This is a genomic window from Corynebacterium sp. c24Ua_83, assembly GCF_039907245.1.
Classification (GTDB): domain Bacteria; phylum Actinomycetota; class Actinomycetes; order Mycobacteriales; family Mycobacteriaceae; genus Corynebacterium.
In genome coordinates this window covers 1-13768 of sequence record NZ_JASBOI010000021.1, presented here as the reverse complement: position 1 = coordinate 13768, position 13768 = coordinate 1, and the positions used below count along the sequence as shown (strand labels likewise).

Here is a 13768-nt window from a genome sequence, read left to right as displayed (position 1 = left end):
CTCCTTGCCGTGGCTGGACGCGCAAGCCCGCCGGAATAGCCGGCGGTATTCCGTCACCAACGTATTCATCGCAGCCTGCTGCCTTGTCTACGTGGTGACGGTTTTTCAATCCGGCAGCATCGCCAGCCCCCTCGACGGCCGATCCATGTTCGGCCTCAGCTCGAACAACCTGGGGCAGGAGATGCTCTTCAACGCCGCCAACGTCACCTTGTTCGGTGAATGGTGGCGCATCCTTACCGCCGCATTCGTTCATTTGGACCCCGCCCACCTGGGCTTCAACATGCTGCTGATCTTCCTGATCGGCCGCGATGTCGAACGCTTTTACGGGCCTACCGTCATGCTCAGCCTCATCGTCGCCAGCGCCGCTGGCGGCGCGCTGGCCTGCATGTACTTCCAGCCCAACGTCCCTGTCGGCGGTGCCTCCACCGTCGGCTACGGACTGTTCGCCATGCTCATCTCCCTGTCGCGGATACGGCAGCGCGACCTTCGCGGGCCCATCATCCTCCTGCTGGTGAACCTCGGGTACTCCCTCATGTACTCCAACGTTTCGCTATGGGGACACATCGGCGGGCTCGCCGGAGGCGCCGTCATAGCACTCATCACCAGCACCGTTGGGGAGGGCGGCAACGGGGGCGTGGGGGCGTCAATAAGAAAAAAGACCGTCGCAGCACTAGCCGCGACGGCAATCTTGGCCTTCACCATATGGACCGGCCTGGGGTGGCACTACTAGGGTCGCCCAACTAGGGCAGTGCCGGGAAGTAAACTTGGCGCTACTTCCAACCCATGGTCATTAGCAGACCCACGATCAGCAGGGCGAAGCCGATCAGGTAGTTCCATGCGTTCAGATCGCGCATGAACGGGATCTCCGGGCCGGCAATGTAGTTAACAACCAGCCAGGCCAGGCCCAGAAGCATCAGCGCGAGCATCAGCACGATGTACCAACGCGGAGTACCGCTGGAATTCAGCTTCACGGGTGTGCGACGGTCCGCGGAAGAGGAGCTAGTGTAGTTCTCCTCAGCGGAATTAACCTTGGACTTTGGCATTGTTCAAAACCTCGAAGCGATTGACTGCGGAGCGGACGGCCTACGAGGTACCGAGCGCCCATGGGCAAAATACGTACCAGACGATAGTAGCAGCACACCGCGGCAAAGCCATGCACGCTGCCGCGCTAAACTCTTTGCTATGCGCATTCTCGTGATCGATAACTACGACAGCTTCGTCTACAACCTCGTGCAATACATCGGGCAGCTGGGCTTCAGCGGGGACGACTGTGTGGTGCTGCGCAATGACGCCCCCGAGCTCACCGGCGCCGGCAACCCCGATGGGGCCGACACGGATGCGCTGGCGGATATGATGCAGGGCTTCGACGCGATTTTGCTATCCCCCGGACCCGGCGAGCCGAGCGCAGCAGGCCGCATGCTGGATGTGCTGAAAATCGCTGTTGAACAGCAGATTCCGCTATTCGGGGTGTGCCTTGGGCACCAGGCGATCGGCATGCACTTCGGCGCGGAGGTCGTGCGGGCAGACGAGCTTTTCCACGGCAAGACCTCGCCCGTGGCCCATGACGGCACCGGCGTGCTAGCCGGAGTGCCGAGCCCGTTCCGCGTGACGCGCTACCACTCGCTCACCGTTGATCCGGGCACCGTCCCGGAGGAGCTAAAGGTCACGGCGACCTCCGATTCCGGCATGATCATGGCGATGCGCCACCAGTCGCTGCCGATCCACTCCGTGCAGTTCCACCCCGAGTCCGTGATGACGCAGTACGGCCACCTGATGCTGGCGAACTGGCTGAACGAAGCCGGGCGGTTGAGCGGCAAGGGCGAGGTAGTGCCTGCTGAGCTGGTGGACCGCCTGGTGCAGGAGCAACTGGAGGTTACCGGCGCGATCAGCGCCGAAGCCTCGGTGCTTTAGGGTGCCCTTTTTAGAGCACCGGCTCTAGGGCGCTCGCTCTGTGAGGCTGCCCAGGGGCGCCGCCGCTGCTGCTAGGGCAGCAGGTTGAAGACGTACACCGTGACGGTGATGTCCTCGTCCCGCTTGACTACTTCACCACTGTGGACGGACTGCTGTGCGACCTCGTCTACGCGACCCAGATCCGTGGTGTTCTTGTTCTCCCGGTGTAGCTGCTCCGGAGTGCCACGCCAGCCGGCGGCCTGCAGCTCGCGGAACACGTCACCGAACTTCTTGCCCTGCAGAGAAGGCATCTCGAACTGGTTGCCCAGGGATACCTCCAGGGTGATCTCGCTGCCCTTCGGCAGCTTCTCACCCTCGCTGCTGGCGGAGAGCACTTGGTCCTTCCGCTCCACAGAATCGACATGGTTCACAACCACCTTGAAGCCGGCGGATTCCAGGTTCTCCCGGGCATCTGCGAGCTGCTGGCCGGTGACTACAGGTACGCGAACGTCCTCCGGGCCCGTGGAGACGGTGATGGTCACCTTCGTGCCCGCAGAGACCTGCGAACCCTGCGGCGGAGTTTGCGTGATGATCTTGCCCTTCGGCACGTCATCGCTGGCTTCTTCCTTGACTTCCTTGTTCAGAACCAGCTTGGCATCCTTCAGAAGCTGGACTGCTTCCTCGGTGGTCTTGCCCGTCAGGTCCGGCACGTCGGTGATCTCTCGGCCGCTGGAGACCAGCAGCTTGATCTCGGTGCCGCGAGCCACGGATGCGTTAGCCGCTGGGTCGGTGCCGATAGCCTTGCCGCGCGCGATCTTGTCGTGCGTGGTTTCCTCGACCGTTACCTCGAAGCCCGCGTCCTTGAGGATCTTCTCCGCCTCGGCACGGTCCTTGTTGGCCACGAGCGGGATCTTCACCTGCTCGGCTTCGATAGGCTTCTCTGGCTCATCGTCGCCGGTAAATGCCTGGTAGGCAAAGTAACCACCGGCGATTACTGCGGCGATACCCGCCACCCAAGCGATGGGCGCCCACCAGCGACGCTTGGGCTCATCCTCGTAGTACTCGTCGTCGTACTCGCCGTCATAATCATCGTCGTAGTCGGCGTCATAGTCGTCGTAATAATCGTCGCCGCCATCATAATCGCCGCTGTAATCGCTGTTGTAGTAGCCGTCGCCGCCACCGTTACCAGCGGCTCCGGCCCCAGCTGCTCCGGCTCCAGCAGCGGCACCGTTGGCTGTGTTGTGGCTGGCGGGGATCACGGAGGTCTGCGCGTCGTCTTCATTCGCGAGCGCGCCCGCCGCGGCTGCACCGGCGGCCAGCCCCGCGGCGCCAGCGGCACCGGCAGCAGCGCGGCCTGCGGTGTGGGAACCAGCATCGGCCGAGTCGGCGTCATTGGTATAGGCCTGGGCGACCAGCGGCAGTTGGTCTTCGGAAAGGCGCTTCAGATCCGTCGCCATCTCTTGCGCGTCGTCATAACGATCCGACGGCGACTTCGCCATAGCGGTCAGAGTGATGGAGTCCAGGCTCAAAGCCTCGCGCTTCGACAGGTGCATGCCCGGAACCTGGGACGGCGCCTCCGGGTTTTCCTGCACGTGCTGGAAGGCAACGGACAGTGGGGACTCGCCGTGGAAGGGAGCCTTGCCCGTGGCCAGCTCGTAGAACACGCAACCGGCGGCGTAAATATCCGAACGTGCGTCGGCGGACTGGCCGCGTGCCTGCTCGGGGGAAAGGTACTGGGCGGTGCCGATGACGGCGGCGGTTTGCGTCATGGCAGAGGAGCTATCGCTCAGCGCGCGTGCGATGCCGAAGTCCATGACCTTCACCGCGCCGGTGTTGGTGATCATCACGTTCGCGGGCTTGATGTCGCGGTGAATGATGCCCGCCTCGTGCGAGAAGTACAGCGCCGAGCAGACCTGGGACATGACCGCCGCGGCATCGTTCAGGCTCATCTTCCCGGAGTCCTGGATGATGTCGCGCAGGGTTTCGCCGTGCACGCGCTCCATGACGATGTACGGCACCGCACCGTCCTCGTCCGGGGTCTGACCCGTGTCGTAAACGGCGACGATGGCGGGGTGGTTCAGCTTCGCGGCATTTTGAGCCTCGCGGCGGAAGCGCTCCAGGAAGGTGGTGTCGCGCGCCAGATCAGGGCGCATCATCTTTACCGCCACATCGCGGCCCAGCAGTTCATCGGTAGCGGCGTACACGTCGGACATGCCACCAGTGCCGATCTTGGCACCGAGGCGGTATCGTCCGCCCAAGGTTGTGCCGTTTCGGTCCACGCCTTCTGCTCCTTTGTCTGCTTCTGTAGCTAACCCCAGAATGATTTTCTAGTCACTTTGATTAACAAATCCTAGTCCAACTTGTTGTATGGACATAGTTCTATCCCTTTTACATTGCTAAAAAGAATCGTGCTTAAACGCTTAAAGCACTGGCTGGCTTTCCGGATCGGCCTCCCTATTGCGTAATTCGGCAGGTACATCGTTGTCCGCCGAGGTTGCGTTATCGTTCGTCTGCGGGCGGCCGGGTTGGTTCGGGCGAGCAGTGTTGTGGTTGCCGCCATTGCCGCCCTGACCACCATTTCCACCGTTGCCGTTGTCACTGTCGTTGCCGCGCCCTCCGCCATTCGGGATGGTCGGCAAAGTGGGGAACGAAGGCTCGCGTTCGTCGGAGGTCTCCGGCGGTTCCGACGTGGTCTCGGTCCCCGGTGCGGGTTCCGGGCCATTCGTCGTGTCCGTCGGCACCGGGTTTACCGGCGCGGGGGCGTTGCCACCCGGGTTGGTCGGATCTTCTTCCTCCTCCGTCGGGCTGGTTGTGACCTCGTTGGTTACGGTCATCGTTGACGGGTTCGGCGCTTCGTCGTCGCCACCGCTGGTCAGCAGGAAGGTGGCCAGCGCAAGCGCGAGGATGCTCACCAGGGCCAGCACCGCGATGATCAAGCGGTTTTTTCTTGGTGACGCCCCCTGCGCCCCACCCGCCCCGCGTGCAGTCGCGGGGTAGCCCGCGCCCGTGGCCGGAGCACCTGCACCGGCAGCCGGGCCGGAGGGGCCAGGGTAACCGGAACCTTGACCTGGCCCGTGCTCTGATCCCGGCCCGTACCCGGGCCCCGACTCTGAAGGCACTCGAGTTCCCGGCCCGCTGGCAACGTTGCCCAGCTGCTCGGTCAGCGGGTGCGGTTCGGTGCTGACGTTCGGCACGTTGTGCGGGGACGGGGGTTGCTTGCCCTCGGCCACCATGACAGTGGCGGCGACAAGTTCCGCGCCGTCGGCGTAGCGCGTCCGCGGATTCTTGCGCAGGCAGACTTTGATCAATTCCCGCAGGTTGGGGTCGACCACTTCCGGCAGCTCCGGTGGGGTTTCGGAGATGTGCTTGATTGCTACGGACACGGTGGATTCGCCGGAGAACGGACGGTAGCCCGCCAGCATCTCGAAGCCGACCACGCCCAAGGAGTACACGTCGCTGGCCGGGCCGACCTGGTCGCCTTGCGCCTGCTCGGGGGATACGTACTGGGCGGTACCAACCACCATGCCCGTGCGGGTCAACGGCACCGCGGCGGCGGCCTTGGCAATGCCGAAGTCCGTGATCTTCACGAAACCATCGGAGGTGATCAATAGGTTGCCCGGCTTAATGTCGCGGTGCACCAGTCCGGCTTCGTGGATGGCCTTTAGCCCCGCGGCTGTTTGCGTCAATACGTCTAGCGCCAGATTCTGCGGCAGCGAGGATTCGCGCGAGAGCACATCGGCTAGGGACTCGCCACGGATGTACTCCATGATGATGTAGCAAAACACCGTACCGTTGTCCGGGTCCTCGACCTCGCCGGAGTCGTAGGTTCTTACGACGTTAGGGCTGTCGAGGTCCTGAGCAGCGGAGGCCTCGTTACGGAAGCGCGCACGGAACTCCTCGTTTTCCGTGTACTCCGGCTTGAGGATTTTGACGGCTACATCGCGCTGCTGCTCGACATCGTGGGCAAGCCATACGGTGGACATACCGCCGCGGCCGATGATCCACTGCAGCTCGAAGCGTTTGCCCAGAAGCCGCTGCGTACGCTCAATCTCTGTACGGTCGGGTTGACGGGAATCGCTCATGGCCTACTGCTGCTCCTTCTCAGCTGCGTGGATGACGGCTCGGCCGATGGGGCCGGCCACCGAACCACCGGTAGCTGCTTGCCCGCGGTCGCCACCATTTTCCACCAGAACGGCTACCGCCACGTCGGCCGTAGTGGAAAAGGCGATGTACCAGGCGTGTGGCTTGGAGTTGCGGGAATCTTCGCCGTGCTCAGCAGTACCTGTCTTCGAAGCGATGGAGGCATCGCCGCCGGCCCACTTCTCGGCCTCCACCATTAGATCCTTCAAGGTATCGGCCGTTTTCTCCGGCATCGCGCGCTGGGCCTTCTGCGGCTTGGTGGTCCGCAGGGTGGAAAGATCGCGGCCGGTGATCTTGCTGACCAGGTAAGGCTTCATGCGCACACCACCGTTGGCGATGGTCGCGGCGATCACCGCATTCTGCAGCGGGGTCAGCGCCACGTCGCGCTGGCCGATGGAGGACTGGCCGAGGGCCGCACCGTCCGGGATGTCACCCAGGCGGGAGGGCTCCACCGGCAGGCCCAGGTAGTCGTCCTTTTCCCCGATGCCGAAGTTCTCGGAAATCTTCTTGAACTTATCCGCGCCGTGGCGGGTGGAGATGTCCACGAAGGCAGTGTTGCAGGAACGCTTGAAGGCCTCGCGCAGGGTGGTGGTGCCACCGCCGCCACAGGCCGCGCCGCCGTAGTTCTCCAGGGTCGTGGCCGTATCCGGCAGGGTGATCTGCGGTGCGGCGGTCACTGAGGTCTCCGGGGTGTCGCCTTCCTCCAGGGCAGCCGCGGTGGTGATGACCTTGAACGTCGAGCCCGGCGGCTGGATCTGCTGCGTGGAGCGGTTCAACAGCAGAGCGGAATCGTCGTTGGCGTAGTTCTCAAAGTTCGTCTTGGCCTGCTCGGCTGGCGGGCCGACGATCTGTGCCGGGTCGGCCGAGGGGGTGCTGGCCATCGCCAGCACTTCGCCCGTGGACGGGCGCAGAGCCACCACGGAACCGGAGTAGCCCTTGTTGGCCAGCTGGTCGTAGGCGACCTCCTGCACCTGCGGGTTGAGCGTGAGCTCCACGTTCGCCCCGCCGGCCTCCTTGCCCGTCAGCATGTCCCACGTGCGGGTGGCGAACAGGGAATCGTCCTCGCCGGTGAGGATGGAGTTCTGGGAAGACTCGATACCCGAGGCACCGTACTGGTCAGACAGGTAGCCGATTACGGAGCCGTACTTGGCGGACATGTACGGGTACTCGCGGTCGTAGAAGTCGTCGGAATCCTTCACGGACCTGGCTAGCACCTGGTCGCCGGCGATGATGCTGCCGCGTTCCTTCGACTTCGCCTCTAGGAATTGACGCGAATTCAGCGGATTCTGCGCCAGCGACTTCTGCTGGAAGCCTTGGATGTAGGTCAGGTTTGCGATGAGGGCGACCACCAAGATGAAGCTAAAGATGGCTACCGCGCGGATGGAGCGGTTCATGCTTCCTCTCTTTCCTTAATGGCCAGGGGTGTGCGGGCGTCATGAGAAATACGAAGAATAATTGCCAACAGGATGTAGTTCGCCAACAGTGACGAACCACCGTGCGACAGGAACGGCGTGGTGAGGCCGGTCATGGGCAGCAGGCGGGAAATACCGCCGGTGACCACGAAAACCTGGATGGCGATCGTCAGTGCCAGACCCGCGGCGACGAGCTTGCCATAGGAATCGCGGGCCCGCATGGCAGTGTTGAAGCCGCGCGACACGAAGACCGCGTAGGCCAGCAGCACGCCTGCCAAGCCGATCAGCCCCAGCTCCTCGCCGATGGCGGCCAGGATGAAGTCGGAGTGCGCGACGGGGATGTTGTTCGGGTAGCCCTCGCCCAGGCCGCGGCCGGTCACGCCACCGAAGGACATGCCGAACAGGGCCTGGGAGAGCTGGAAGCCGTTGCCGTCGTAGTTCGCCAGCGGATCCACAAAGTTGGACACGCGATTCTGGATCTTGTCCGAGATCTGGTACACGCCGAATGCACCGATGAAAGCCAGGCCGAGGCCCAGCACCAGCCAGGAGGCGCGACCGGTGGCGATGTATAGCATGCCCAGCACGGTGCCGAACAACAGCAGGGCCGGGCCGAAGTCATTCTGCGCGGCCATGATCATCAGCGCGATTCCCCACACCAGAAACAGTGGACCCAGGTCGCGCAGACGTGGGAACTGCAAACCCAGGAAGGACTTGCCGGCTACGTTGAACAGACGGCGCTTATTCACCAGCAGCGCGGCGAAGAACAGCAGCAGCATGATCTTTGCAAACTCGCCGGGCTGGATCGAGAACGGGCCGATGCTGATCCACACTTTTGCGTCCGCGTTCAGAGAGGTAGGCCAGACGATCGGCAGGGCCGTCAGGATGAGGCCCGCCAGACCCAGCAGATACGAGTAGTTCTGCAGCGAGCGATGATCCCGCAGGAAGCTAATCACCAGGCAGAACAGGATCACACCCAGGGCGGTCCACATGATCTGCGACTTCGCCAGCGTGAGGCCCGATCCCAGGTCCAGCCGGTAGATCATCACCAGCCCCAGGCCGTTGAGTAGGGCCGCGATCGGCAGCATGATCTGGTCGGCCTCCGGAGCCGTCCAGCACACCACCAGATGCGCCACCAGGAAGGTTACGAAGAATGCGCCGACCAGGTAGAAAACCTCAGAGCTGATTTCCTTGCCCTGCGAGATCTCCAGGGCCACGATGGCCAGCAGCAAAACGATGGCGGCCAGCAGCAACAGGCCAGCCTCGGTGCGTCGGCTAAAAAGCTTCATGGTTACTTCACCTCGCGGCAGGAGACTCCGGGGGTCGTGAGGTCTTCGGGCGCGTCGCTGTTCTTTTCTCTGTCCTTCTTGCTCTTCTCCTTATCGGAGTCGCTCTTGGCCTTTTCCTTGTCGTCTTCGCCGTCCTTGCCGCTCTTGTCTCCGTCTGCCGGCACCCGCGTCACACAGACCGGCAAAGTTTGCTCCGCCAAACGGTTGACCTGACCGGTGACCTTGTCGTAGGAATCCTCCGGCAGATCCGACAGTGCGCCCTGCGCCGCCGGAGTCAGATCGGAGGTCTTAAACAGGTGGCAGTCGCCACCCGCACCCGGATCCACGAAGGTCGCCTTGCCTTCGTCGTCCAGGCAGACGTCCTGGTGCACAGAGTTCAGCTTGAATCCCATTACGGAAGAATCAGTGCCGTTCATCACCTTGATCTGCGAGTTATCCGCGGTGACGTAGTACGTGTCCTTCACTCGCTGGTACATCACATAGGTCACCGCACCGCCGGCCAGCACAACGGCCAGGATGATCGCCAGCGTCACCCACAGTCCGCGCCGGGATTTCTTCGGCTTCTTGGCCGCGCTGGGCTCTGCATCGCCTACGCTGTGGCCATCGTCGTGGACGTTGTTGCCGTTACCTGTGTGATCGTGGCCACCGTTGGCCGTCGCAGGTTCGGGCTCGTCGTCTTCCTCGTCCTTTTTTGGTGACGCCGCCGTCGACAGCCCCTGAATAGCTGCTGCGCGGGCTGCCGAAGAATTCGGGCGTGGCATATCCACTGCCTCACCTGCAATAGCACCCGCCATCACCGGGCGGGGTGGCAGGGTGAGCTCCGGGTCTGTCGGGGCGTTGGAGTCGGCGTCAAAACCAACAACATCGGCAACAACAACGGTGACGTTGTCCGGGCCACCGCCACGCAGTGCCATCTCAATGAGCTTGCGGGCAGCCTTCTCCGGGGTGCCGTGAGAGAGAACCTCGCGGATCGTGTCGATGCTGACCGGATCCGAAAGCCCGTCGGAGCAGAGCATGAAGCGGTCACCGACCTGCGTTTTTTCACGCCACAGGGTGGGTTCGACGGGACGGCCGGTGAGGGCCTTGAGGATGAGGGAACGCTGCGGGTGACTGCTGACGTCCTCGGGATCGAGCTTGCCCTCGTCGACGAGGGACTGGACGAACGTGTCGTCCTTGGTGACCTGACGCAGCTCGCCGTCGCGCAGCACGTAGCCGCGGGAGTCGCCGATGTGGCAGATGGCGACCTCGTCCTCGCGGAAGAGCATGGAGGTCAGGGTGCAGCCCATGCCATCCAAGTTTGGGTGCTCGTCGACGTGTGCGGCGATGTCCTGGTTGCCCTCATCCGTGGCCGTGGCCAGCAAATTTTCCAACTGATCGCGGTTGTTGGGCTCGTCAATCAGCGGGGAATCCAGGGGACTGAGGGCATTGATGAGGAACTGGGAGGCAACCTCGCCGGCGGCGTGGCCCCCCATGCCGTCAGCCAAAGCCAGCAGACGCGGGCCGGCATAGGCGGAGTCCTCGTTGTTGCCGCGGACCAGGCCACGGTCAGAGCACGCGGCATAGTTCAGCGTGCGCCCGATGTTTCCGTTCTTGCCCTCGGTCATGCGTCCATCCTCACGTGGGTTTGGCCGATGCGGATTTCCATACCGGCGGAAAGCTTAACGGGCTGGTCCAGGCGCTCGTTACCGATCCAGGTGCCGTTGCGGGAGTCGAGGTCTTCGACGTACCAATCCGAGCCGCGGCGGATCAGACGCGCGTGAGTGCCGGAGGCAAAATCATCCTCCAGCACCAGCGTGCACGACTGCGAGCGACCGATGGAGACGTCCTGATATCCCTTGAGGTTCAGCGTGGTGCCGGTCAGCGGACCGCTGGTGAGCTCCAGGGAACTAGGCGCCTTGTGTCTGCGGAAAGCATGGCCGGAAGAGGAGGGCTCGTTCATGGGACTGCCGTATCCCGCCGCGATGGGAGCCATCCCGGCGGGAGTCAAGCCAGAGGTGCGATCCGCATCCTTTTTGAGGGAGCGAACAGTCATCCAGATGAAGAACCACAGCAAAAGCAGCAGGCCAATCTTGACCAGCAAAAGTAGTGTGGTCTGCACGGTATTCAACTCCTCATTAAGGTCGGAAGGTTCGGTGAGCACTCGGTGAGTACTCCATGAACCACTCAATAAACACAGGCGCACATAGCCCCGAGGGGTACATGTGTATGTGAATAGCCTAGTTTAGATGAACCTGAAGGAGTAGGGCGGAAAGGAAAAATAGGGTTAGTGGAACTCCACGCCGATTTCAGAGTGGCCCAGCGAAATCACGTCGCCGCTGGCCAACAGCCAGTTTTCGATCGGGGTGCCGTTAACGGAGGTGCCGTTGGTGGACTGCAGGTCCGTCAGTACCGCATCGTAGCCGTCCCAGGTGATGTCTGCGTGCTGGCGGGAGACACCGGTATCGGGGATGCGCAGATCTACTCCGTTGCCACGTCCGATGATGTTGCTGCCCTTGCGTAGTTCGTAGGTGCGGTCGGAGCCATCGTGCAGCGTGAGGGTGACCCGCAGTTCGCTCTCGCCGCTGTCCGCGCCCACGCCTCCGCGTACGGGGGAGGGAGTGGACTGCACAATGACTTCGGTGCCCGGGTAGCTCACAGGACGTTCGAAATCATTGCCTTCCTGCTGGCCCTGCCAGTTCTGCTGGTTGTGCACGGCGCTTTCCTTCTGTTCGTCCTGGGCTTGGTAGTCGCGGGAATCCCAAGATTCCTGGGGTTCCTGGGATACCGGGGATGCCGGGTACTCAGAATCTTCCGCTTGCTGCGCCTGGTCCGTCCACTGGTTGCGCGCGAAATCCGGGGCGGCACGGTGCACACTTGCTGCCCCGGCAGCCCCAGCGCCGACTGCGCTTGCAGCGGCGGCGCCAGTAGCGCCGGCCGACTCGTCGTGGTGGTGCTGTGCATCCGCCGACGAAACCAGATCCCCTAGAGACCGCCCGGAGTTGGGGTGGTGAGCATCGCTGGAAGGGTCGTCGTTGGAGCTAGGGGCGTCATAATCATGAGAGACTAACGAACGCTCGCCGGGCTGCGACGACGGCCATTCCGGACGACCGTCGTCTTGAACAGCTTGCGGGTAGGAATCGCTATATCCACCGTCTGGGTTGCCGTGAGAAGGTTGGCTGCCCGCCGCCGCACCGGCATCTTCGCCAATAGCGACGTTTGAGCTGGAGCCATTTTTGGTGCGCGGAACGTCAAAGCGGGCGTCGGCACGCATCTGTCCGGAGTGCAAGCCGTTGTGGGCGGAAAGGTTCACCTTGACCGGCTCGTTTGTGCGCCAGCCCTGGTTACGAATGAAGCGGCTCAGGCGATCGCCCATCTCCTCGGCCAAGCGCGGGCGGGACTCGGTGAGGCTTGCGTAGTCGCGGGTGCTGACGAGTACCTGGAAGTAGCTGGGGGCCAAACGCTGGTCCTGGGCATCCGTCATGACGGACTCTTCGGCGTACTGCTTAAGAACCTCGTCGATCTCGGTTGGAACAACCTCACCGCCGAAGACACGTGCGAAGCCGTTATCCAGCCCGCGCTGAAGCGAGCTGTCGAGCTTCTTGAAACGTCCAAACAGACTCATTGTCCGTAGTCCTCCTGTGTCGTCCTGTGTTTTCCACTGCAGTCGCATGCCTTAAATGCCTGGCGCTAGTTGTGCCTGGCGGGGCGCTGTATGACGAAAGCCGCGGGCACCGAGTGGCAGGTTGTGCTGTGCAGCCATACCCTGATGCTGCGAGTGTGTAGTTGGCCATTATAGGGGTAGTGACGGGTAACGTGCATTTTCGCGCAGGTCAGATGCGTTTTTTGGAAGTGGGCGCGCATCGTGCTAGAGTTTCATTTCGTTGCCAGCGAGCACAGATTCCGGTTAGGAATGTGTGGTTTCAGTAGGCAAGACAGTGTAAACACTGTGGTGAATACCATGTGTCCTACATAGTCACTCGGGCGAGTGGCGGAATGGCAGACGCGCTGGCTTCAGGTGCCAGTGTCCTTCGGGACGTGGGGGTTCAAGTCCCCCTTCGCCCACAGCGAGCAGTTGAACAAACTGCGACACCGGAGGTAACAAACTCGAAAGGGTTAGTGACCTCCGGTTTCTTCTGTTTTTCTGTGGGGTCATGCCGAGAATCGTACTTGTGGGGATGGAGTGGGAGAATCCCAGGCATGGAGACTGATTGGGTATCGGGAACCTATGGGTTGGCTTTGGTAGTCGTCAACTTCGTCGCATCAAAGTGAAGTGCCCCGGGTTTTGTTCCTAGGCATTTGCCTTGATTTCTATTATTGCTTGCGGCGGGTGCTGCTCCCAAAATTCGGTTTCCACTTCGACTGGGGTTCGGTATCCCAAGCTTTGGTGAAGCCTCGTCTCGTTCCACCATGACACCCACTCGAACGTCGCGATTTCTACCTCGACAACGTCATTCCACCTGCGAGTATGGATCAGCTCGTTGTTGTAGGAGCCGTTAACGTTTTCAGCCAGAGCATTGTCATAAGAATCCCCGACAGTTCCGGTGGAAGCGGCAATCCCGTGCTGGGCAAGACGCTCGTTGTAGACAACGCTGACATACTGCGAGCCGTGATCCGAATGGTGAATGAGACTTGTTGTTTCCTCAGCACACGCGATCGCCTGGTTGAGAGCTTGCAGTGGCAACGCTTCGGTGCGCATGGAATCTGATAACGCCCACCCAACGATCCGTCGGGAGTAAACATCGGTGACGAACGCGGCGTACACAAAGCTTTTCTTCGTGCGAACGTAGGTAATGTCAGCCACCCACAGCTTGTTCGGGCCTTCGGCTTTGAATTCTCGCTCCACCAAGTCCGGGCGCAAATCCGGCCTTTGAGGTGTGCGAGTGGTCATAGGCGAGCGGCCTTTGCCTTTGCCTGATACACCGGCTAGACGCATCAGCCGCGCGGTTTGTTCACGACCGATATCGATTCCGTCACGATGAAGAGCATGCCACATTTTCCGCACACCGTAGACACCGTAATTATCCCGATGAATAGCACCAATGCGTTCAACCAGCACAGCAT

At 61.9% G+C, this 13768-nt stretch carries 11 protein-coding genes and 1 tRNA gene; 3 read left to right on the top strand and 9 right to left on the bottom strand.

Going from position 1 to position 13768, the window contains the following annotated elements; all coding sequences use genetic code 11:
- Window positions 1-4: 4 nt before the first annotated feature.
- A complete protein-coding gene (locus QKE30_RS09800) occupies window positions 5-730 on the top strand; it encodes a rhomboid family intramembrane serine protease (RefSeq protein WP_239200986.1) in 726 nt (241 codons plus the stop codon).
- A gap of 40 nt (window positions 731-770) precedes the next feature.
- On the opposite strand, the gene crgA is transcribed toward QKE30_RS09800, so the two are convergent.
- Window positions 771-1043, bottom strand: coding sequence for a cell division protein CrgA (gene crgA, locus QKE30_RS09795; protein WP_239200987.1), 273 nt, complete (start codon window positions 1041-1043; stop codon window positions 771-773).
- 139 nt (window positions 1044-1182) lie between these two features.
- Here crgA and QKE30_RS09790 point away from each other — a divergent pair, with 139 nt between their 5' ends.
- Complete coding sequence (locus tag QKE30_RS09790) at window positions 1183-1911, top strand: gamma-glutamyl-gamma-aminobutyrate hydrolase family protein (RefSeq protein WP_239200989.1); 729 nt, start codon at window positions 1183-1185, stop codon at window positions 1909-1911.
- Window positions 1912-1982: 71 nt separating this feature from the next.
- Here QKE30_RS09790 and pknB read toward each other — a convergent pair whose 3' ends face one another.
- From pknB to QKE30_RS09755, 7 genes are all read right to left on the bottom strand, one after another.
- Window positions 1983-4169, bottom strand: a complete 2187-nt coding sequence (gene pknB / locus QKE30_RS09785; protein WP_347934690.1) for a Stk1 family PASTA domain-containing Ser/Thr kinase — start codon at window positions 4167-4169, stop codon at window positions 1983-1985.
- A 141-nt stretch (window positions 4170-4310) separates the two neighbouring features.
- A complete protein-coding gene (locus tag QKE30_RS09780; RefSeq protein ID WP_347934689.1) occupies window positions 4311-5972 on the bottom strand; it encodes a serine/threonine-protein kinase in 1662 nt (553 codons plus the stop codon).
- A gap of 3 nt (window positions 5973-5975) precedes the next feature.
- Complete coding sequence (locus tag QKE30_RS09775) at window positions 5976-7424, bottom strand: penicillin-binding protein 2 (RefSeq protein WP_239200991.1); 1449 nt, start codon at window positions 7422-7424, stop codon at window positions 5976-5978.
- Window positions 7421-8728 (bottom strand): FtsW/RodA/SpoVE family cell cycle protein, encoded by a 1308-nt coding sequence (locus QKE30_RS09770; RefSeq protein ID WP_239200996.1) that lies wholly within the window; start codon window positions 8726-8728, stop codon window positions 7421-7423. The genes QKE30_RS09775 and QKE30_RS09770 overlap by 4 nt, the downstream gene beginning before the upstream one ends.
- Before the next feature lie 2 nt (window positions 8729-8730).
- On the bottom strand, window positions 8731-10332 hold the full coding sequence (locus QKE30_RS09765; RefSeq protein ID WP_255717215.1) for a protein phosphatase 2C domain-containing protein: 1602 nt from the start codon (window positions 10330-10332) through the stop codon (window positions 8731-8733).
- Window positions 10329-10826 (bottom strand): FHA domain-containing protein, encoded by a 498-nt coding sequence (locus QKE30_RS09760; protein WP_239201019.1) that lies wholly within the window; start codon window positions 10824-10826, stop codon window positions 10329-10331. Before QKE30_RS09760 ends, QKE30_RS09765 begins: the two co-directional genes overlap by 4 nt.
- A 165-nt stretch (window positions 10827-10991) precedes the next feature.
- Entirely contained in the window at window positions 10992-12329 is a 1338-nt protein-coding gene (locus QKE30_RS09755; RefSeq protein ID WP_239200998.1) for a DUF3662 and FHA domain-containing protein, read from the bottom strand.
- Window positions 12330-12686: 357 nt separating this feature from the next.
- Here QKE30_RS09755 and QKE30_RS09750 point away from each other — a divergent pair.
- Window positions 12687-12769, top strand: a tRNA-Leu gene (locus tag QKE30_RS09750).
- A gap of 226 nt (window positions 12770-12995) precedes the next feature.
- On the opposite strand, the gene QKE30_RS09745 is transcribed toward QKE30_RS09750, so the two are convergent.
- A partial coding sequence (locus QKE30_RS09745) for an IS3 family transposase (protein WP_347934688.1) occupies window positions 12996-13768 on the bottom strand: 773 nt, incomplete at its 5' end.